General features: G+C 72.3%; 13 protein-coding genes. 6 read left to right on the top strand and 7 right to left on the bottom strand.

Translation table 11 applies throughout. The features are described from left to right. Window positions 1–530 precede the first annotated feature (530 nt). The 6 genes from V1258_RS08935 to V1258_RS08910 form a co-directional block, all read right to left on the bottom strand. Entirely contained in the window at window positions 531–869 is a 339-nt protein-coding gene (locus V1258_RS08935; protein ID WP_329749315.1) for a hypothetical protein, read from the bottom strand. A 247-nt stretch (window positions 870–1,116) separates the two neighbouring features. Beyond that, window positions 1,117–2,184 (bottom strand): thioredoxin-disulfide reductase, encoded by a 1,068-nt coding sequence (gene trxB / locus V1258_RS08930; RefSeq protein WP_329749314.1) that lies wholly within the window; start codon window positions 2,182–2,184, stop codon window positions 1,117–1,119. A gap of 109 nt (window positions 2,185–2,293) precedes the next feature. Continuing rightward, window positions 2,294–2,851 carry a hypothetical protein gene (locus V1258_RS08925; RefSeq protein WP_329749313.1) on the bottom strand — a complete coding sequence of 186 codons (558 nt, stop codon included), beginning with the start codon at window positions 2,849–2,851 and terminating at the stop codon, window positions 2,294–2,296. Continuing rightward, entirely contained in the window at window positions 2,848–5,652 is a 2,805-nt protein-coding gene (locus V1258_RS08920; RefSeq protein ID WP_329749312.1) for a hypothetical protein, read from the bottom strand. Before V1258_RS08920 ends, V1258_RS08925 begins: the two co-directional genes overlap by 4 nt. Before the next feature lie 55 nt (window positions 5,653–5,707). Further along, window positions 5,708–7,447: a murein biosynthesis integral membrane protein MurJ gene (gene murJ / locus V1258_RS08915; protein ID WP_329749311.1), complete on the bottom strand. Its 1,740-nt coding sequence runs from the start codon at window positions 7,445–7,447 to the stop codon at window positions 5,708–5,710. Continuing rightward, entirely contained in the window at window positions 7,444–9,906 is a 2,463-nt protein-coding gene (locus tag V1258_RS08910) for a DUF6049 family protein (protein WP_329749310.1), read from the bottom strand. The genes murJ and V1258_RS08910 overlap by 4 nt, the downstream gene beginning before the upstream one ends. 107 nt (window positions 9,907–10,013) lie before the next feature. Between V1258_RS08910 and V1258_RS08905 the strand changes: the two genes are divergently transcribed. Together V1258_RS08905 and V1258_RS08900 are read left to right on the top strand one after the other, a co-directional pair. After that, a complete protein-coding gene (locus tag V1258_RS08905; RefSeq protein WP_442878601.1) occupies window positions 10,014–11,492 on the top strand; it encodes a CCA tRNA nucleotidyltransferase in 1,479 nt (492 codons plus the stop codon). A 173-nt stretch (window positions 11,493–11,665) separates the two neighbouring features. Then, complete coding sequence (locus V1258_RS08900; protein ID WP_329749309.1) at window positions 11,666–14,362, top strand: transglycosylase domain-containing protein; 2,697 nt, start codon at window positions 11,666–11,668, stop codon at window positions 14,360–14,362. Window positions 14,363–14,449: 87 nt separating this feature from the next. On the opposite strand, the gene V1258_RS08895 is transcribed toward V1258_RS08900, so the two are convergent. Continuing rightward, entirely contained in the window at window positions 14,450–15,295 is an 846-nt protein-coding gene (locus tag V1258_RS08895) for a hypothetical protein (RefSeq protein ID WP_329749308.1), read from the bottom strand. Window positions 15,296–15,465: 170 nt separating this feature from the next. On the opposite strand from V1258_RS08895, the gene V1258_RS08890 reads away from it, so the two are divergent. The 4 genes from V1258_RS08890 to rpsR all read left to right on the top strand — a co-directional run bounded on the left by V1258_RS08890 (window position 15,466) and on the right by rpsR (window position 19,250). Then, window positions 15,466–17,682 carry a catalase gene (locus tag V1258_RS08890; protein ID WP_329749307.1) on the top strand — a complete coding sequence of 739 codons (2,217 nt, stop codon included), beginning with the start codon at window positions 15,466–15,468 and terminating at the stop codon, window positions 17,680–17,682. A gap of 304 nt (window positions 17,683–17,986) precedes the next feature. Further along, window positions 17,987–18,277, top strand: coding sequence for a 30S ribosomal protein S6 (gene rpsF, locus V1258_RS08885; RefSeq protein ID WP_329745952.1), 291 nt, complete (start codon window positions 17,987–17,989; stop codon window positions 18,275–18,277). A gap of 56 nt (window positions 18,278–18,333) precedes the next feature. After that, window positions 18,334–18,906: a single-stranded DNA-binding protein gene (locus tag V1258_RS08880; protein ID WP_329749306.1), complete on the top strand. Its 573-nt coding sequence runs from the start codon at window positions 18,334–18,336 to the stop codon at window positions 18,904–18,906. A gap of 107 nt (window positions 18,907–19,013) precedes the next feature. Then, window positions 19,014–19,250 (top strand): 30S ribosomal protein S18, encoded by a 237-nt coding sequence (rpsR, locus tag V1258_RS08875; protein ID WP_010533203.1) that lies wholly within the window; start codon window positions 19,014–19,016, stop codon window positions 19,248–19,250. The last annotated feature ends 12 nt before the right edge of the window (window positions 19,251–19,262 follow it).

The following is a 19,262-nucleotide window of genomic DNA, read 5'->3' as shown; positions in this document are numbered from 1 at the left end:
CGAGATCCAGCGACACGCAGCAGGAGGGACGTCCCCGAGGCTGCTCGTGGCGTCGTCGAAGAGGTCGGAAAGACCCGACCCGGGCGTTGCGACGCAGCCCGCGGAGGCGGTCGCGTCGCGTTATGCACAGTGTGCGTAACGTTGTGGACATCGCACGCGTGCCGAGCGGGATCGTCCCCACATTATTCCGGCATGACAGGAAGGGTTTCGGCACTGAGCGCCCGTCATGAGAGTGACCCTGCAGGTCAGGGCCATATGTGTCACTCAGAGGCGTCTGATCTGACAAGGGCAGTTGTCCACATCTGACTGTGGATAACTCTGTGGAGAGAGCTGTTCAGGGGTGTGGATAACGATGTGGAGGACGCTGGGGACAACTCATCTCTGCACGTCACGCCGGGCGGTTGCAGACAGCTTGACAGGACTCCGAGTGACCGCCGCGGAGAGCCCTCGAGTTCCGTCGAGCACCGACTCGTACCCCGAGCGCCGTCGACCGTTCTCGAGGACGGTCGAGCCCGTCGGCCGATGCTCGTTCAGTCCGAGCGTTGCCCGCGGACCGCGCTCGGACCGAACTCTTCGTCGACGAGATGCTTCGGCAGAGCGCCGGCTCTGCGCCGAACGATCCTCCAGATCCCGGGCAGGCCTGCCGTTTCGCCGTCGACGCCTGTTCCGCTCAGATCGCGGATCGTGGATCCCGGCATGGCTGGCGCGGCATGACCGTCGACCTCGTTGCTGGTTTCGTCAGGAGCCTCGTCTCCGGAGGCCGGCGCGATCTCGTCGGCCGCCTTGCGTCCGGTGCCCTCCCCCGGGGCATCAGCTGGGACCAGCGCGAGCCAGGTCGGCATCAGCTCGACCCCGAGGAGATCGAGCACCTCTGGAGCGGGGTCCTCGAGGACCAGCGTCGTGACCGTCGGACCCCAGCGGCGAGCGAGCTCCCGCAGGACGGTCGGAGCCGGACGGGACGGGCCCGCCCACGGCGCCCACACGAGCACCACGGCACGCTCGGCAGAGGAGGGTCCCGACGACGCGATCTCGTCGCCGGGACCCTCGGACTGCAGTGGGCGGGGAGCCGTCACGCGCCGCCACTGCTCACGCCTGCTGTGCACACGACCAGGGAGGTCAGCCGACGACGCTCTCGGCGGCGGCAGGAGCGTTGCTCGTGCTCGCGGCGGCGTCCTGATCGGCGAGCCAGCGCTCGGCGTCCAGTGCCGCCTGGCAGCCGCTGCCGGCAGCGGTGATCGCCTGACGGTAGGTGTGGTCGACGACGTCGCCCGCCGCGAACACTCCGGGCACGGAGGTGTAGGTGGAGCGCCCCTGGCAGACGATGTAGCCCTGGTCGTCGAGCTCGAGCTTGCCGCGCAGCAGGTCCGTGCGCGGCAGGTGGCCGATCGCCTCGAAGACGGCGCCGGTGGCGAGCACGCGCTCGACCCCGGTCTCGGTGTCGCGCAGGGTGACGGACTCGACCTTGTCGGTGCCGTTGATCGAGACGATCTCGCTGTTCCACGCGAAGGACAGCTTCGGATCGGCCTCGGCGCGGCGGGCCATGATCTTGGAGGCGCGCAGCTCGCCGCGGCGATGCACGAGGGTGACGGTCTTGCCGAAGCGGGTGAGGAAGGTGGCTTCCTCGACCGCGGAGTCACCGCCGCCGACCACGACGATGTCCTGGTCCTTGAAGAAGAACCCGTCGCAGGTCGCACACCAGGAGACACCCTTGCCGGAGAGCTCCTTCTCGCCGGTCACGCCCAGCTCCTTGTACGCGGAACCGGTCGAGAGGATGACGGTGCGGGCGCGGTACACGGTGCCGTCGTCGAGGGTGATGGTCTTCACGTCGCCCTCGAGCTGCAGATCGACGGCGTCGTCGTACACGATCTCGGCGCCGAAGCGCTCGGCCTGCTCCTGCATCGCGGCCATCAGTTCGGGGCCCTGGATCCCGGCGGGGAAGCCGGGGAAGTTCTCCACGTCGGTGGTAGTCATCAGGGCCCCGCCGGCATCGAGCGCCCCGGCGATGACGATCGGCTTCATCTCCGCGCGCGCGGTGTAGATCGCGGCGGTGTAGCCCGCGGGGCCCGAGCCGACGATGACGACCTCGTGCACGGGTCCCTCCGCCGGGTCCGCGGCAGGGGCGGAGGTCGGCGCGGGCGTCGCGGAGGTGCCGAGGATGTTGAGGGCCTGGATCGGCTGGGTCATGGGAGGAGTCCTTCCGTGGAGGTCGGTGCGGTCCGGGACGGGGCCGGACGGGGTGCGGGACGGGCTGAAGGGCGGGGCGGGGACGGTGGGGTGCGGTGCGGGCGGTAGCTCAGAGCGAGCCGATCATGACATCCCCGGTCCACAGACGGGTGGTCGAGGGGTCGGCGCCGTCCTGCGTCCCACAGCTGGGGAGGACGACGGTCGCCGAGACGGTGCCCCCGTTGGCGCGTAGAGTCTCGCGGTCCACGGGGCCGTGGACCAGGAGCCAGGCGCGGGTCTCGTCGGCGCTCCATGCCACCTCCTCGATGATCAGGATCGAATCGCCGATCCCCTGCTCGGTGAGGCACAGCCCCGCGTCGAAGCTCGTGGACGGCTGCATCACGCCGCTGTCGATCAGGCGCTGCACCTCCGGGCCGATGCCCGTCTCCGTGACAACGGGAAGACCCGCCGAGTTCATCCCGGACGCGCCCGTGGCGTCCACGGATGTGACCGAGCGCCCACCACCGGAGGTCGACTGCTCGAGGGCGACCGCGAGCTGCAGGCCGAGCGCGGCGGTCGCGACGAGCGCGACGATCACCATCGGCAGGGGTATGTCCAGCACCATGGAGCGCTGCAGACCCTCGCCGCTGCGGCGCCGGGTCGTGCGATGCGTCGGGCGCGGGGTCATTCGACGGCGATCTCCGCGATGCGGGCGCGGAAGCGACCGGACTCGTTGCTGTCCGGCGGCAGCTCGGGCAGCCAGATCGCGACGCGCTGCACGTCGATCGGCTCATCGGGCTGGAGGCGTACCTGTCCGTCGCCGGCGAGGGCCCCCGTCGCGAGGACGTCGCCGAGGGTGCCGTCGTCGTTCACGGCCCGCAGTTCGATGACGCCGCCGGTGTTCCGCGCGGTGGTGACGGTAACGGCGGTCAGACGCGACGGCTCGGCGAGGTCGACGTAGAGGCCGACGCCCTCCTTGAGCCCGCCGTAGTCGGGGCTCGCGTAGTGCTGGGTGGACCAGTACGTGCCCGGGTCCCCGTCGGTGATCCGGTCTCGCTGATCGGCGTTGTCGGGATCGCCGTCGTGGCCGACCTCGAACAGCTCGACCCCGGCGAGCTGGGGTGCGGGGAGCGTCGGCTCGGCCGTGTCCTCCGCCGTCGGTTCGACGGGCGCCTCGTCGGTCTCCTCGGGCGCTGCGGTCTCCGAGGCGACCGGGGAGGTGTTCAGCGGGTTCGCCATGCGGTCGCGCAGTCCCGCCGTCACCGAGGTCAGCGCGACCACCATCGCGACGATGACCAGCAGGATCGCGCCGATGATGATCCACTGCGCCTGCCGCGAGCGCTGCTCGGCCGGGTAGTCGCTGTAGACGTAGGAGTCCCCGCCGTCCTGGTCGACGGCCACGGCGACGACGTCGCGCAGGAGCGAGCTGCGGCTCATCGGCACGGTCGTCTCGACCGGCTCGTCGAGCGGCGACCGCTCGCGGCCGCGGATCACGATCGGCCCCTCGGGCGGGGTGGGCCCGGAGTCCTCCGTGGCGGCCTGCGGCGCCGTGGCGTCCGCGGCGGGCGCCGCGTGCGGGACGTCGGATGCCTCGTGCGGATCGGCCGCGGTCATCGCGGTGGGCGGCAGCGCGGCGGTCTCGAGGCCCTGATCGGCCGCGGCCGGCGCGACGGGTGCTGCTCCCGCGGCCGACGGGGCGAGAGGCGCGAGGGGTGAAGCGGTCGCCGCGGCTGTCGGGGAACTGGATCCCGCATCTCGGGATCCGGTGGCCCCGGGCCAGTGCGTGCCCGAGGTGCGGGCGGGGAGATCCGAGCTCCGTCCGGGCACCGCATCGGGGCCGACGGCCGCACCGGCGGCAGCCATCCCCGCGGCTCCCGCGGCGGCGATCCCCGCGGCGCCGGCGGCACCGGTCGGGATCGCCTGCGCGGCATCCGTCGCCTGCGCGGGATCCGCGGTGTCGTCGGCGGGGACCACCGGCTGGGGGCGGGTGATCTCGAGATGACCGGGGAAGGCGCTACCGTCCCGCTTGCGGTCGAGGTGCAGGTCCTGCACCAGCCCGCGGGCTCGGGAGGCGGTTTCTGCGGACGGCGAGGGGGCGCTGCGGGGGGCGTCGGCCGCGGGACCCTCGGCGGCGCCGGCTCCGGGTGCGGCCGCCGACGAGTCGGCCGACGGCGCGGGGGCGACGGGTGGGGCGGGCGCGGCGGGCGGCGGGGCGACGGCACCCGCGGCGCCGAAGGGCACGGCCGCGCCGACGGTGGGACGCACGATGGTGTCCTCGTCGAGGCTGCCGTCGACGGGCGCGTTCGCGTGGGGGGAGGCCGGTCGCGCGATGGTGTCTTCGTCGACGGCGTCGTGCGGCGCCTCGGACGGTGCGGCGGCAGGGCGCACCACGGTGTCCTCGTCCACGTCGTCGTCGATCGAGCTCGCGGCGAGGGCGGCGCCCCCGGCCACGGCGCCCGCGGCACCGACCGCGATGGCTCCGGCGGCGGGATCCGGCCCGTCGGCCTCGGGGCTCGGCGACGTGGGCGCCGGCTCCGCGGCTCGGGCGGGCGGGGTGGCCTCAGTGGCCTCGGCGGACGGGGCGGGGCGTACGACGGTCGCCGCGTCGTCGGGAACCGCCTCCGGCTCCGCCGCGACGGGCACCGGGGCGGTCGCGGGCTCCGGCCTCGGGGCCGGCGCGGCGGCGCTCGGGTAGGCCTCGAGCGTCACCGGGATCGACTGCCACGGCTCGAGGGCCGCGATTAGCGAGCGGGTGGTCTCGGGGATCTCGTCCCCGGACTCGTTCAGCACCAGATCGCACAGCAGGTCGAGGTCCTGCGGGATCTCGGTGTCCACGAGGGTCGACGGCCGGGGGACGTCCCCGTCGGCCCCGTGCTGCGGCGCCTTCCCGGTCAGCGCCCGGTACAGCAGAGCCACCAGCGCGGCCGTGTCCTGGAAGGAGGCGATCTCGCGCGAGCGGTCCAGCCCCTCGTGGGCGGCGGCCTCCACCCCGATGCCGAGCACCGTCACGGTCCCCGCGGCGGTGTCCACGAACAGGCGGTTGGAATCCAGGAACTGGTGGCGGACACCCCGACGCCGCGCGACCTCGAGCCCCGTCGCCGCCTCGCCGATGATCGAGCGGGCGGTCTCCGGATGCAGCGGTCCGCCGCTCAGCAGAGCGGCGAGCGGCGGTGCGGACGGCAGCGGGTACTCGACGACCGTGATCGGCTCGTCCGCCCCGGTCGCGGTCCCCGCCTCGCGCGGGTCGTCCAGCACCACGATCTCGCGAACCGGCATCAGGTGCGGGTCCTCGACGAGATAGGCGCGGCGGACCGCGTCGGCCGCTTCGAGGGCTGCGGCTCCGCGCACGACGAAGAGCGTCACGCCCTCGCCGGTGGCGACCGTGCGGGCGCGATGCCATGACGCCCCGTCGGCGACGCCGCGCAGAGGGATCATCCCCTCCAGCGTCCAGCGCGCCGCGAGCGCGTCCTGGTTCGAGTTCGAGTTCACGGACCGTCCTTCTCCTCGTCCTGCGGGCTCCTGCCCGTCACGAGCGGATCCCATGCTACGAGGTCGTCGTGCGGCCCCGTCGCAGGATCCTCCCCAGCAGCCGCTGACCGTGGCGGACCAGCGCCCGCACCTCGTGCACGCCCAGCAGCCACGCGAGCGCGGCGAACACCGCGGTCATCACCACGCCGATCACGGCGCCGAGCAGCACCGCGAGCAGGCGGTGGACCCACAGCAGGTCCCCGAGCAGGAGCACCAGGCCGCTGCCGACCGCCCACGCGACCGCCGCGGCGGCGGCGAGCTTCGCGAGCCCCACCGCGCCGGCGCGCCAGCTCGGCGCCGTCGCCCCGAGGGCCGTCGCCCGTCGGCGGAGCATCCACGACCCCATCCCCCAGGCGACGAGGTTGCCGAGGCTCGAGGTCGACGCCGCGGCCGCCGCCGCCCACTTCGGATCCACGAACCACAGGATCAGCGGCATCGTGACCAGCGAGATCACGGCGATCGGGATCTGGGTGAGGAAGGGGGTGCGGGCGTCCTCGTAGGCGAAGAAGTACCGCTTGACGAGGTACTGCGCCGCGAAGGGCATGAGGCCCAGGATGTAGGCGACCAGCACGGCGCCGTTCGCGCGGGCGCCGATCTCCCCGGTGCCGCCGCCGATCACCCACATGATCGGTCCCGAGAGCGCCAGGAACACCGCGGTGCACAGCATCATCGGCACCGCGAGCAGGCGGGAGGTCTCCCCGTACTGGGTCAGCGCCTGGGTGTGCTCCCCGTCGGCCGCATGCCGGGAGATCGCCGGGAAGGCGGCGGTGACCAGGGTGACGCCGATGATCCCCTGCGGGAGCATGAACGCGAGATAGGCCCACTCGATGGTGAGCAGCGCCGGGTACTGGGCGGCGAGGTCCGGCTGGTCCTGGAACCTCTCCGTCATCTCGACGGCACCGCCCGTGGACCAGCGGGTCGCCCAGATGCCCAGCTGGCCCAGGCACAGCATGGCGAGGGACCAGAGGCCGATCCGGCTGAGCTTGCCGAGGCCCAGGCCGCGGAAGCCCCAGCGGGGCCGCAGGTGCAGGTCCAGGGTGCGGATGTGCCAGAAGAGGAAGAGCACCTGCGCTGCGGAGCCGCCGACGTTGATCGCCGCCATCGCCACGATCATCTGCAGCGTCCACTGGTCCGGGGAGCCGACGGTGCCCCAGATGCCGAAGAAGATCGCGGCGCCGATGATCCCCACCACGTTGTTGAGCACCGGCGCCCACTGGTACGGCCCGAAGTTGTCGTGTGCGTTCAGCAGCTGACCGCACATGACGTAGAGGGCCGAGAAGAGGATCTGCGGCATCATCCAGTAGCCCAGCTGCACCGCGAGCGCATAGGTCTCGGGGGGCAGCACGCCGCTGGTCAGGGTGATCAGCAGCGGCACCGCGACGATGCACACCACGGTGATCGCGGCGACGACCGTGACCACGAGGGTCATCAGGCGGGAGATGTAGTCGCTGCCGCGGTCCGGGCGCTTGATCGCCCGCACGATCGCGGGCACCAGAATCGCGTTCAGGGTGCCGCCGCCGACGAGCAGCCACACCGTGTTGGGCAGGGTGTTCGCGGCGCTGAAGGCGTTCGCTGCGCCGGACATGGAGCCGGCCAGCACCATGCCGAAGAGGAAGTTGCGGACGAAGCCCAGCAGCCGGGAGACCACGGAGCCGGATGCCATGAGGACGCTCGCCTGCAGCAGACGGGAGCGGCTGGAGACGCTGCCGTGGCGGCGGTGGCGCGGGATGTGGCGGGTGCGCAGCTCGCGGCTCATCGGGTCTCCTCGGGGCGGTCGTCGGGACGGGGGGTCGGGTCGTCAGGGGCGGGGTCCTGATCGGGATCGGGGTCGGGACCGTGCGCGGGACCGGGGTCGGGCGGTGATCCCGGATCCACCGCGGGGGTGGAGCGGCCCGTGCGGGCGAGCTCCTCCGGATCCTCGGGCACGTGCACCGCGGGGGCGCGGGTCGAGGCGCCGACGCGACGGGCCCGGGCGATGCCCACCACCACGAGCACGCCCATCGCGATGACCAGCACCAGAGTGGTCCAGTTCTCCCACGCGGGGTTGACCGTGAGCGGCACCTCGGTCGCGTCGGTCAGCGCCCGGCCGTCCTCGGTGGTGAGCCGGGTGGTGAGGGTGACGGTGCCGTTGGCGATCGCCTCGACGGGCACCGTCGTGTCGATCTGCCCGCGGGCGGGGACGGTCACCGTCGGGTGCTCCTCCACCCGCACGAGCGGCTTGTCGGAGGAGACCTCGGCGCGGACCGTGATGGGGGTGTCGAGCTCGTTGACGATCGTGACGGGCACGCCGGCCGAGTCGGAGATCAGGTTGTAGCCCGAGGCGGGGTCCAGGTGGATCCCGGCGCGCAGGTCCGCGGCGGCGGTGCGCGCCCCGGCGGCGCGCTCGGCGGAGACCTCCGGGTGGCCGCGCCAGCGCTCCGAGGTGGCGGCGAGGACCTCGAGGCGTGCCGCCTCGAGCGAGGTGTCGTCCTCCATCACGGCCGCGAGCACGTCGAGTTCCTCCCACGCGGCGGAGAGCTCGTCGATCGTCCCGGTGGTCAGCAGCTCCGCGTCGACCGCCTCCTGCTGGTGCTGCCAGCGCCCCTCGGCGTCGGGGGCGGAGGGCACGACCGACTCCGCGGGGATCTCGCCGATCGCATAGAGCTCGCCCGACTCGTCCTGGGGGTCCTGGGTCCAGGTCTCCTGCTCGGCGGCGGAGATCAGATCGTCGGTGCGGCCGACGGTGATCCACGGCGCCTCGCCGAGGGCGTCGAGCACCGTCGCGGTCGCGGCCGGGTCCAGGGTGGCTTCGGGATCCGGGGAGATCAGCAGGTGGCGCGGCGCCACCGTGAATTCCGAGGCGATGGTGGCGGTCTCGGCGAGCATCCGCTGGCGGGTCTGCTCCGCATCGCCGTCGGCGGTGAGGGTCTCGAGCTCCGCGGAGAGCCGGGAGTCCGGGGCGAGGACTGTCAGCGGCGAGCCGGTGCCGTCGCCGAGATCCACCGCGGCGACGGAGCTCGGGGTCAGCGAGGAGGACGGATCGGGGCGCAGCGAGCTCGCGGGGACCAGCGCGGCGGAGGCGCCGGCCTGCTGCAGCGCGAGGAGCGACTGACCGGTCGCGGACTCCGCGGCGAGGGAGAGCACGGTGCCGTGCTCCTCGAGGCCCTGCTCCGCCCATACCCGTTCCGCGGCCGAGGTCGCCGCGGCGGTGAGGGACTCGTCGCTGGCGGCCTGCAGGCTCACCAGGTCGGCGCGCGCATAGGGCATGCCGAGCACGGTGCGTTCGCCGACGCCGCCCGTGAGGCTCTCCGCGAGGGAGGCGCTGGGGGCGTCGGGGGCGAAGGTGCGGGGCGCCGAGGGCGGGGCCTCCTCCGTCGGCTGGCCGTCGGTGCCCACGGCGGTGGCGTCTCCCTGCGCGACCTGCGGCGGATCCAGCAGGGCGGGATCCAGCCACCAGTCGACGTCGGGCCGGACCGCCAGCTCCCGCAGCGCGGCGAGCTCCCCGGACTCGACGGAGGTCGCGAAGGACTCCGGGGCGGTGACCGCGGCGGAGGCGTCGGCCGCGGAGACGGGCAGCAGCACCGACTGGGTGATGGAGTCCTCGGCGCCGTCCGGTCGCCACACGAGGAAGGAGCGGAGGGCCGCGAGGTCCTCCCCGTCGGCGGCCACGGTCAGCGAGACCCGGCGCGTGCCCCAGTAGTACGGCTCGGCGGAGAAGCCCAGCTCGTCCGCGGAGAGGGTCACCGAGAGGGTCGCGGACTCCCCGGGGGCGAGGCTCGGCACCGCGGCGGAGGTCGCGAGGGGGGTGCCGACGGTGTCCGGTGAGGTGTCGGCCTGCCATTCCGCGAGCAGGTCCCGGTCGGTGACCCGCGCCGAGCGGGTGCGCAGCTCGAGCTCCACCGCGCTGAGCGGCTCAGAGGAGGTGTTGGTCACCTCGACCTGCGCCTGCACGGTGCCGCCGGGGGCCAGGGAGGTGGGCGAGAGCTCGACCAGGTCGAGCGCGACGGGGTCGTCCGCGCCGGGCGTGGGCGGGACGGCCGGGGCCGGGCTCGCGCCGCTCGTGGAGGCCCCGGTGCCGGTGGTGGCGGCCCCGACGGGGGTCGCGGCGGCCGTGGACCCGGCCGTGCGGGCCGCGGCAGGGGTCGCGACGGCGCCCGCCAGCACCGATGAGGCAAGCAGGAGTGCCGTCAGCAGCGCCGCGAGCACCGGGCGCACGGACGGCGGGGACGACGGCATGGTGACACTGTATGCGGCCGCTACCGTAGGAACCCCGGGCGCCACGAGACCTCCACGGACCGTGCCGCCCCGTGTCGTCCGCCCCCGGCCCGGAACAGGAACCGCCCGTGACCGATCCCGTCGACGAGTCCGCCCAGCGCCTCGCCACCGCCCGCACCCGCGCCGCGTCCATGTTCGCCGCCCTCCCCGAGGAGGTCCACGAGCTCGGGCGCCGCTTCGAGGCGGCCGGGCACGAGCTCGCCCTCGTGGGCGGGCCGGTGCGCGATGCGGTCCTGGGCCGCTCGAGCGCGGACCTCGATTTCACGACTTCCGCCCGTCCCGAGCAGACCGAGGCGATCCTGCGCGAGTGGACCCACGACGGCGCGATCTGGGACATGGGGCGTGACTTCGGCACCCTCGGCGGCGTCCGCCACGGCGTGCGCGTCGAGATCACCACCTACCGCACCGAGTCGTACGACCCGACCTCCCGCAAGCCGCAGGTCGAGTACGGCGACACCCTCGAGGGCGACCTCTCCCGGCGGGACTTCACGGTCAACGCGATGGCCGTGCGCCTGCCCTCCCTCGAGCTCGTCGACCCCTTCGACGGGCTCACCGATCTCTCCCGCACCCTGCTGCGCACCCCCGTCGGCCCCCAGCAGTCCTTCACCGACGATCCGCTGCGGATGATGCGCGCGGTCCGTTTCGTGGCGCAGCTCGGCTTCCGCATCGAGGACTCCACGGCCGACGCGATCGAGGAGCTCGCCGAGCGGATCACCATCGTCTCCGCCGAGCGGGTGCGCGAGGAGCTGGTCAAGCTGATGCTCGGCGCCCACCCCCGCGGCGGCCTCGAGCTGCTCACCGAGCTGGGCCTGGCCGCCCACGTGCTGCCCGAGCTCCCTGCGCTGCAGCTCGAGATCGACGAGCACCACCACCACAAGGACGTCTACGAGCACACGCTGACGGTCCTGGACCAGGCGATCGACCTCGAGAGCCCCGCCGGCTCGGGCGGCCCCTGCGAGGGTCCCGACCTGGTGCTGCGGCTGTCCGCACTGTTCCACGACATCGGCAAGCCCGCCACGCGCCGCTTCGAGCCGGGCGGGGCGGTGAGCTTCCGCTTCCACGAGACCGTCGGCGCGAAGATGACGGTGCAGCGGATGAAGGCTCTCACCTTCGACAAGGACACCACCAAGCGGGTCGCCCGGTTGGTCGAGCTGCACCTGCGCTTCCACGGGTACGCCGACGCGCCGTGGACCGACTCGGCGGTGCGCCGGTACGTGACCGACGCCGGGGACCTGCTCCAGCACCTCCACCGGCTCACCCGCGCCGACGTCACCACCCGCAACCGGCGCAAGGCCCGGGCGCTCTCGCGGGCCTACGACGAGCTCGAGGCCCGCATCGACGAGCTCGCCGCCCAGGAGGAGATCGACCGGATCCGCCCCGATCTCGACGGCAACGAGATCATGCGCCTGCTGGACCTGCCGCCGGGCCGCGAGGTGGGTGAGGCGTACAAGCACCTGCTCGAGCTGCGCATGGAACATGGGCCGCTGGGCGCCGAGCGGGCGGAGGCCGAGCTGCGTACCTGGTGGGAGTCGCGCTCCGGCTCGTGAGGGTCCTGTGGAGGCTCGCCGCCGCGCTGTGAGCGGCGCCGCATGGAACGTGCACACCCTGTGTGCTTCGACGCCAGGTCGTTCCGTCGTGAGGGGGGCGTGCCCATACTGAGGGACTGCGCCCCCTCGCGGGGTGCCACCCGTCCGTGCCCCCGAAGGACTAGGAGCAGCCCGTGAGCGACTCTCGACGCTCGTCCCGCGGCTCGTCGGATCGAGCCAGGAAGCAGACCGGCGGCGCACGTCGCGCAGCCGGAGTGCGGCGTTCCTCGTCGTCCTCGAAGCCGTCCGGCAGCTCGCCGAGCGAGGAGCCCCGCGGCACCAGCCGCACGGGCCGACGCGCCGACGGCGCCGCTGCGGCAGGTGCCGCGGCCGGCGCGGGCGCGACCGCGAAGCGCTCCGCCGCAAAGGGCTCCGGAGCGAAGCCCGCGACCGCGAAGAGCGGCGCCGCGAAGAGCTCGTCCGGTGGACCCGCCGGCGGCCCCTCGGTCTCCCGGCGCCACGCCCGCTCCGCCGACGGGGGCGCGAAGGCCGGCGCCGCGAAGGCTGGAGCCGCGAGCTCGGCCGCCGCGGGGACCGCCGCGAAGCGCTCCGGCGGGAAGCCCCGCAAGGCCCGTGCCACCAACTTCCTGAACTACCCGCGCGCCGGGGCGAAGAACCCCTGGCGCTGGATCCCGTCGTTCCGCATGATCGCGGGCTTCGCCGCGCTGCTGGTCATCGCCGGCGTCGGCTTCTCCGTGTGGCTGTACAACGACACCGAGGTGCCCGAGCCCTCGGACTTCGCCCTCGCGCAGACCACCCGGGTGTACTTCGCCGACGGCGAGACCGAGATGGGCCAGTTCAGCGAGATCAACCGCACCGAGCTCTCCTCCGACGAGATCCCGCAGAACGTCAAGGACGCGGTCGTCGCGAGCGAGGACTCGAGCTTCTACGACAACCGCGGCATCTCCCCGCGCGGCATCGCCCGCGCCCTGATCAACAACCTCTCCGGCGGAGCCCGCCAGGGCGGGTCCACCATCACCCAGCAGTACGTGGAGCGGTACTACACCGGCACCACCACCAGTTACGTCGGCAAGGTCCGCGAGATGGTGATGGCGCTGAAGATCGACGAGGAGCTGTCCAAGGACGAGATCCTCTCCCGCTACCTCAACACCATCTACTTCGGCCGCGGTGCCTACGGCGTCGAGGAGGCCTCCCAGGCGTACTTCGGCAAGCCCGCCGCGGAGATGACCGACGCGGAGGCCGCGCTGCTGGTCGCCGTGATCCCCGCCCCGTCGGCCTACGACCCGGCGGAGAACCCGGAGAAGGCGACCGAGCTGTGGGACCGCGTGATCACCCGCCAGGTGAACCTCGGGCAGATGACCCCGGCCGAGGGTGACGCCCTCCAGTTCCCCGAGACCATCGACCCCGCGAACGAGAACTCGCTCGGCGGCACCAACGGCTACCTGCTGGCCCAGGTCCGCAAGGAGCTCGTGGCGCAGGGCTTCACCGAGGACGAGATCAACACGGGCGGGTTCACGATCGTCTCCACGATCGACCCGATGATCCAGCAGAACACCGTCCAGGCGATCGAGAACCTCCCGGACGACCGGCCCGAGAACAACCACGTCGGCACCGTGACCATCGACCCCTCCACCGGGGCGATCCGCGGCATGTACGGCGGCGCGGACTACGTCACCCAGTCCCGCAACGACGCGACCCAGTCGCGGATGCAGGCCGGCTCGATCTTCAAGACCTTCACCCTCATCGCCGCCCTCGAGGACGGCTACCCGCTGGACTCGCGCTGGGACGGGAACTCGCCGAAGTCCTTCGACGTCCCCGGCGGCTGGACGGTGAAGAACTTCAACGACGTCGACTACGGCCGAGTCACCCTCGAGAAGGCGACCACCAGCTCGATCAACACCGCCTACGCGGAGATCAACTTGGAGATCGGCCCCGAGCGCACGCAGGAGACCGCGATCACGCTGGGCTTGCCGGAGGACACCCCGGGCCTGGATCCGGTGCCCTCGAACGTGCTCGGCTCCGCCTCCCCGACGGTGCTCGAGATGGGCGAGGTCTACGCGACCATCGCCTCGGGCGGCGTCCACCGCAGCTCGTACATCGTCCAGTCGGTCACCCGTCCCGACGGGTCCTCCGCCTACGAGCACGAGGTCTCGGAGACCCAGGCGCTCGACGAGGAGGTCGCGATCAACGCGACCGTGGCCCTGCAGGGCCCGCCCACCTCGGGCTCGGCCCGTTCCCTCCAGGACGTCATGGACGGCCGCCCCGTGGCCGGCAAGACCGGTACTTCGGAGAGCTTCCGCTCGGCGTGGTTCGTGGGCTTCACCCCGCAGCTGGTCACGGCGGTGGGCATGTTCCAGCCCTCGGCCGACGGCACCTCCGAGGAGGCGCTGACCGCCTTCGGCGGCGAGGACTCCATCACCGGCGGCACCTTCCCCACCCAGGTCTGGGGCGACATCATGTCGACCTCCCTGGAGGGCCAGGAGGAGCTGGACTTCCCCGACGAGGTCACGCTCGACAACGAGAAGCGCTCCCGCAGCACCCAAGCGCCGCGCGAGCCCGCCACGCAGCAGCCGACCGAGGAGCCCTCGGAGGAGCCCACCACCGAGGAGCCGACGACCGAGGAGCCCACCACGGAGGAGCCCACGACCGAGGAGCCCTCGGAGGAGCCCACCACCGAGGAGCCCACGACCGAGGAGCCGATCGAGCAGACCACCGAACCCGGCGAGACCCAGCCCACCGAGGGCACGGACACGCAGGGCCAGGGGCAGGGCGGCGGCCGCGGGAACGGGAACGGCAACGTGACCGGTCGCGACGACGGGGAGACGGACGCCGCGGGCGAGACCGCGCAGACCACCACCGGCGGCGACTGACCGCGCACACGGGTCGGTTGACCCGCGGCCGCGCGGTGCGGCTCTCCGCGGAAGACCGAGAGCTGCACCGGCCGCCCTGCGGGCGGCTCAGCGGTCGTCCTCGTCCTGCCGGCGGCGTGACATCTCACGCCTCCCGTGGGTGAGCCTTCGCAGGTCCGTCGACTCGTCGAAGCTCGTGACGAGACCGCCGGCGACCACCCCCATCGCGGCGCTCAGCCACGCGATGTCCACGTAGTTCGACAGATCCACCGGCCGCTGGACGATCTGCGCCATGAAGTCCGGATCGATCACCACCAGACCGGCCGCGAGGATCAGCGCGAACAGCGACAGGTAGAGAGCGAGCACGCGCAGAAACAAGGTGAGCACGGTGGAGAGGTTGTAGTACACGAGGACCTCGGCAGGCTCCGCATGGCTCGCGCGCTCCCAGAGGCCGTTGCTCAGCAGCAGCCACACCACCATCGAGGTGATCGCGAGCAGGCCGATCATCACCGGGCGGCCTGTCGACAGCGCGGCGGACATCTGCCAGATGTAGCTGTAGAAGACGCCGAACGCCCCGGCGGCGGAGGCGGCGGCAAGTGCCGAGGAGAGCTGGGGCGCCGTGCGCCAAGGGGCGTTGGTCGCCACCATCCCCAGCACGGTGCGCGGGACGCCGGTGAGCGTGTGCGCGTGCAGGTACCGAGCGGCGTCCTCCGCCGCCTCCGGCTCCAACCAGCGGTTCCATCGCAGGTCGTACCGCTCCCGCTCCTCCTCGGGCGCGTTGTCGACGAGTCGGAGCACGCAGGACATGAACAGCGCGATGAGCCGCCGCCTCCCGAGGACCCCGAGAGTGGGATACGAGAGTGAGGCGGCGTGATGGTTGGGGATGAGCTTCGCGATCTCCGGCCTGCCGTGGGACAGCCGGGGAATCTCGGTCAGCATCAGGACGGCGTCCACGAGGGTGAACTCCTCCCGCAGCGCGTTGTTCGCGGCGAGGGCACCATGCCGGACCGATCGTTCTGCGCACTGCCCTGCACGAACGCTCGGGCGACTGTCGGTCCGCCGCGTACACGCCTACCGTGACCGGCGTCAGCGACGATCCGCGCAAATCCCCGAGGAGACACGTCATGACCCCTCCGAAGAAGACCCCCACCCCCGCTCCCGGCCGGCCCGGCAGCCGCCCGCCCCAGCTCGAGGAGCCGACCACACCGGACGGGCCCCTCCCGCCGAAGCCCGATCAGGAGGGTGCGCAGCCGCGCACGCCCACCGGCGCCGAGCCGGGCCCGGAGCGCAGCACGAACGCCCAGCAGGGTGCCTTCCTGACCACCTCGCAGGGAGCACGGCTGCGCGACACCGACCACTCGCTGAAGGCGGGCCGGCGCGGCCCCGTGCTGCTGCAGGACCACCACCTGCGCGAGAAGATCACCCATTTCGACCACGAGCGGATCCCGGAACGAGTGGTCCATGCCCGTGGTGCCGCCGCCCATGGCGTCTTCGAGGGGTACGGCACCGCGGAGCCCGTGTGCCGGGCCGGATTCCTCGCCAAGGGGAAGCGCACCGAGGTGTTCACCCGCTTCTCCACCGTCGTCGGCTCGCGCGGCTCGATGGACACCGCCCGGGACACGCGCGGCTTCGCCACGAAGTTCTACACCGACGAGGGAACCTTCGACCTGGTCGCCAACAACATCCCGGTGTTCTTCATCCAGGACGGCATCAAGTTCCCCGACGTCGTCCACGCCGCCAAGCCCCATCCCGATCGGGAGATCCCCCAGGCCCAGAGCGCGCACGACACCTTCTGGGACTTCGTCTCCCTGCACACCGAGGCCCAGCATCACACCCTGTGGTTCATGGGCGATCGCGGCATCCCGCGGTCCTACCGGACGATGGAGGGCTTCGGGGTCCACACCTTCCGGCTCGCGAACGCTGCCGGGGAGACCTCGTTGGTGAAGTTCCATTGGAAGCCTCAGCTCGGCGTGCACTCGCTGACCTGGGAGGAGGCGCAGCTCCTGGGCGGCAACGACCCGGACTTCCATCGCCGCGACCTCGCCGATGCGATCGAGTCCGGCGCCCACCCCAGCTGGGAGCTCGGGATCCAGGTGTTCCCCGACAACGAGGAGCAGAGCTTCGAGGGCATCGATCTGCTGGACCCCACGAAGTTCGTGCCCGAGGAGCTGGCGCCGGTGCAGCCCATCGGCCGTCTCACCCTGGACCGCAACCCCAGCAACTACTTCGCCGAGACCGAGCAGGTCGCCTTCAACCCCGGGCATCTGGTGCCGGGCATCGACGTCACCGACGACCCGCTGCTGCAGGTGCGGCTGTTCTCCTACGTCGACACCCAGCTCACCCGGCTCGGCGGGCCGAACTTCGCGCAGCTGCCGATCAACCGTGCGCACGCCCCGGTCAACGACATGCTCCGGGACGGCTACGGCCAGCAGGGCGACCACGCCGGTGTCGCGCCCTATCAGCCGAACTCCCTGGACGGGGGCTGCCCGTTCATGGCGGGCGAGATGGACGGCGCCTTCGAGGACCTGCCGGTCCGGGTGCCCGAGGGGGTGAAGGAGCGGGAGCTCTCGGCCACCTTCGAGGACCACTTCAGCCAGGCCCGCCTGTTCTGGCGCAGCATGACGCCGGTCGAGAAGGACCACATCGTCGACGCGTACTCCTTCGAGCTCGGCAAGTGCTACGAGAACACGATCAAGGAGCGCCAGCTGCAGAGCCTGGCGAACATCGACGGCGAGCTCTGCGCGCGGGTCGCTTCGGCCCTCGGCCTGCCCGCCCCGGAGCCGACGGTCCCGGCCGACGGGTCCGAGGAGGGGCCGGCAACCAGCGCACCGCTGTCCCAGCTCGGCGGCAGCTGGCCCGTCGACGGCAGGAAGATCGGCATCGTCGTCGACCCCGAGGCGGACAACGCGGGCCTGCTGGAGCTGCACGAGGCGATCGTCGCCGCCTCGATGACCCCGCTGGTCATCGCGCCGCGCGGCGGCGAGGTCGCCGGAGTGCCGGTGGCTCGCACGCTCGGCACCGCCGCCTCCGTCGAGGTGGACGCCCTGCTGCTCGCCGGCAACCCGCTCCTGGCCCCGGACTCCCGCCCGTCGGTGGACTCGAAGGCCGGCGCGCCCGGGAACGGCGAGGTCGAGCCGCGGGTGGGCAAGCTGATCGACGAGTGCTGGCGCCACGCGAAGGCGATCGGCGCCTGGGGCCCCGGCCGCGAGGCGCTCGAGGCGCGCACCGCGCCCGGCGGCGCAGGGCTCGTGGCCGGCGAGGACGGCGAGAGCGTGCTCGGCGAGATCATCGCCCTGCTCGGGAACCACCGCGTCTGGGAGCGGTTCCCCGCGGGGGCCTGAGCACCGGGCGACTCGCGTCCCTCCGCGGGGCCCGGGCCGGGCAGCGCTCATCGGCGCTGGTCGTCCGCCCACGGTGGGGCGCGCGCGATCGTGGGGACGGAGCGGACGTCGAGGCGTGGGGCGTCGCAGACGCAGGCCCTGTGATGCGCCGCGCACCCGTCGGCGCTCCCTGGCCGCAGATCACGGTGCCGGGTAGGCTGGGTCGGTCCGTGCCGCGCATCGCCGATGCCGCGCCCGGATGGCATGAACCCTCCTGCCACGGAGAGACCGTGGCCGCAGAGACCACAGGAGGTGGGTACCAGACATGCGCAAGTACGAAATGGTCGTGATCCTCGACCCGTCCGTCGACGAGCGGACCGTGAGCACTACGTTCGAGAAGCTCGTCCAGGTCGTCCCGGCCGAGGGCGGCACCGTCGACAACGTCGACGTCTGGGGCAAGCGCAAGTTCGCCTACGAGATCGACAAGAAGTCCGAGGGCATCTACATCGTCCTCACCTTCACCGCCACCTCGGCGACCGCTCAGGAGCTCGACCGCCAGCTGGGACTCAACGAGTCCGTGCTGCGCACCAAGCTCATGCGCCTCGACGCCAAGTGACCTCGCGTCGCTGACCAGCGCACCACCCCATCCGACCCCGGAGCAGAGGAGCACCCATGGCGAACGACACCGTCATCACCGTGATCGGCAACCTGACCGCTGACCCAGAGCTGCGCTTCACGCAGTCCGGTGTGGCCGTCGCGTCGTTCACCATCGCGTCCACCCCCCGCACCTTCGACCGTCAGTCGAACGAGTGGAAGGACGGCGAGGCGCTGTTCCTCCGCTGCTCCATCTGGCGCGACGCCGCGGAGAACGTGGCCGAGTCGCTCGAGAAGGGCTCCCGCGTCATCGCGCAGGGCCGTCTCAAGCAGCGCTCCTACCAGGACCGTGACGGCAACCAGCGGACCTCGGTCGAGCTGGACGTCGACGAGATCGGTCCGTCCCTGCGCTACGCCACCGCGAAGGCCACCAAGGTCCAGCGCGGAGGCGGCGGCGGAGGCCGCGGCGGCTTCGGCGGCGGCAACCAGGGAGGTGGCCAGGGCGGCTACGGCGGCGGCCAGCAGGGCGGCGGCCAGGGCGGCTACGGCGGTCAGCAGGGCGGTTACAACAATGCGCCGCAGGGCGCTCCCGACGCCGACCCGTGGGCCGGCGGCGGCAACCAGGGCGGGTACGACGACCCTCCCTTCTGATCGGTCCCCGACCGGTCTGACCGGCCCCGCGCCGGTCGATGCACGACACTGATCCACTCCATCCCGGGTCCATGCCCGGGCTCCCCTCAGAAAGAAGGAGCACCACGATGGCCAAGCCTGTTCTTCGCAAGCCGAAGAAGAAGCAGAACCCGCTGAAGGCCGCCGGTCTCGAGACCGTCGACTACAAGGACGCCGCGCTGCTGCGCAAGTTCATCTCCGACCGCGGAAAGATCCGCGCCCGTCGGGTCACCGGCGTCTCCGTCCAGGAGCAGCGCAAGATCGCGAAGGCCGTGAAGAACGCCCGCGAGATCGCGCTCCTGCCCTACTCGACCTCCGGTCGCTGAGCGAGGAAGGCG

It is taken from the genome of Brachybacterium sp. J153 (assembly GCF_036311905.1).
In the GTDB taxonomy this organism is placed as follows: Bacteria; Actinomycetota; Actinomycetes; order Actinomycetales; family Dermabacteraceae; genus Brachybacterium.
The sequence above is the reverse complement of the archived record's forward strand: the minus strand, read 5'-3'. Positions and strand labels throughout refer to the sequence as shown.

Bases quoted from the DNA above. Each gene is read 5' to 3' on its own strand.
- trxB (WP_329749314.1), bottom strand. From the start codon at position 2,184: ATGACCCAGCCGATCCAGGCCCTCAACATCCTCGGCACCTCCGCGACG.
- V1258_RS08925 (WP_329749313.1), bottom strand. From the start codon at position 2,851: ATGACCCCGCGCCCGACGCATCGCACGACCCGGCGCCGCAGCGGCGAG.
- murJ (WP_329749311.1), bottom strand. From the start codon at position 7,447: ATGAGCCGCGAGCTGCGCACCCGCCACATCCCGCGCCACCGCCGCCAC.
- V1258_RS08910 (WP_329749310.1), bottom strand. From the start codon at position 9,906: ATGCCGTCGTCCCCGCCGTCCGTGCGCCCGGTGCTCGCGGCGCTGCTG.
- V1258_RS08890 (WP_329749307.1), top strand. From the start codon at position 15,466: ATGACCCCTCCGAAGAAGACCCCCACCCCCGCTCCCGGCCGGCCCGGC.
- rpsF (WP_329745952.1), top strand. From the start codon at position 17,987: ATGCGCAAGTACGAAATGGTCGTGATCCTCGACCCGTCCGTCGACGAG.
- V1258_RS08880 (WP_329749306.1), top strand. From the start codon at position 18,334: ATGGCGAACGACACCGTCATCACCGTGATCGGCAACCTGACCGCTGAC.
- rpsR (WP_010533203.1), top strand. From the start codon at position 19,014: ATGGCCAAGCCTGTTCTTCGCAAGCCGAAGAAGAAGCAGAACCCGCTG.